General features: G+C 36.9%; 1 protein-coding gene and 1 pseudogene. Both read left to right on the forward strand.

Going from position 1 to position 1,316, the window contains the following annotated elements; translation table 11 throughout:
- Positions 1 to 765: pseudogene (locus JK211_RS16700) on the forward strand (PAAR domain-containing protein); the annotation flags it as partial.
- Positions 762 to 1,154 carry a hypothetical protein gene (locus JK211_RS16975; protein ID WP_249213207.1) on the forward strand — a complete coding sequence of 131 codons (393 nt, stop codon included), beginning with the start codon at positions 762 to 764 and terminating at the stop codon, positions 1,152 to 1,154. The pseudogene JK211_RS16700 and the gene JK211_RS16975, both read left to right, overlap by 4 nt.
- Positions 1,155 to 1,316: the final 162 nt, after the last annotated feature.

Genomic DNA, 1,316 nt, shown 5'->3' on the forward strand with positions numbered 1-1,316 from the left:
TGTTTGGCGATTGATCAGATCGCACAATCCGGGCTGAGTTCCCTTAAAGTGATCTACTATTTGGCGCAGCTATTTAGCATCGCTGATAAAGGAATTGGCCTTGCTGCTGATCCAGTAGGAAAGTATTTCGAGAACATAGAAAGGATTCTCAAAGAAATTCAAGAAACATATAAAAACACCTATATGACAAGAGGTGCTTTGATTGGTGAGCAGTTCTATGTAAAACGTGCTCAACTATTTAAGGAACTTGATCGAGAATTAAAAATAGGCTTCCTTAATAAAGCTATGAAATTTGGTGAATACACTAAAATAAAAAATGCTCTTGGTCTGTCTACTAGTTCTATTACTCATAAATGGAATGAAACAGGGATCAAGGATATTGAAGGTTATGCAACTCACTTAGAACGATCCGTTAAATATGTTAAAGCAATGCGATACACTGGTTATGTGGGAATAGGTTTTAGTGCCCTTCACTCAATTAATGAAATAAATGAGGCTTGTTCTGTTGGTCGAGAAGCTGAATGTACGCAGAAAAAATATACTGAAATAAGTAGCTTTGTTGGTGGTACTGGTGGAGGTATCATTGCAGGTGGTATAGCTGTTCCACTATGTATAGCTATTGGTGTTGGAACTGCTGGCGTAGGTGGTTTAGCATGTGCTGTTATAGCAGGTGGCACATTAGGTTACGTAGGGGGTGAGGCTGGCGGCTGGGGTGGAGAAAAAGTAGGAAGTACTATTTATAATGTTATCGAAGGTTCGAAATGAAATCGATAGACATGCTCATATTATGCTTAGCTGCAACATTTGTAGCTTCGCTAGCATTTTATCTTATCTATGGTAAATTTACAGAACGTAAATTCGATCTCATTGCTGATAAGTTCAAAAAACAGTTTGGGTATATGCCTTTTTCTATGACTGCTGGTAAAGGTGGTAGTTTTTTCTTTTGGGGGTATAAGGAATCTTTTCTTATGAGTGCTCTTATCTTCCCTAAGTTCCCAGCAACAAAAAGGACACTGAAAGAAGAAGAAATTTCATTCTTTAAAAATCTAAAGACTAATGAGATCTCTTGGTTCTATATAAAATACACAGCTTTGATTATAGGCTTGATAAGTTTTATTAGCTTATTGATCATCCTTAAAATGCAATCGAATTAACTAAAAAGTAGCTCTTATGATAAAGGGCTATTTTGCTTTCCAGCCAGATTTTTAAGTGGAAAAAAATATCTGGAAGGCACGGTAAGGTAATCCCCCCGAAAAACCGTTGTGTTCATAAGTAGAATTTTCTACTAACCTGAATCGGGGAGAAATCTATGAAGA

Origin of the sequence: Tatumella sp. JGM130 (assembly GCF_018257525.1) — a bacterium.
Taxonomy (GTDB): Bacteria; Pseudomonadota; Gammaproteobacteria; order Enterobacterales; family Enterobacteriaceae; genus Tatumella; species Tatumella punctata.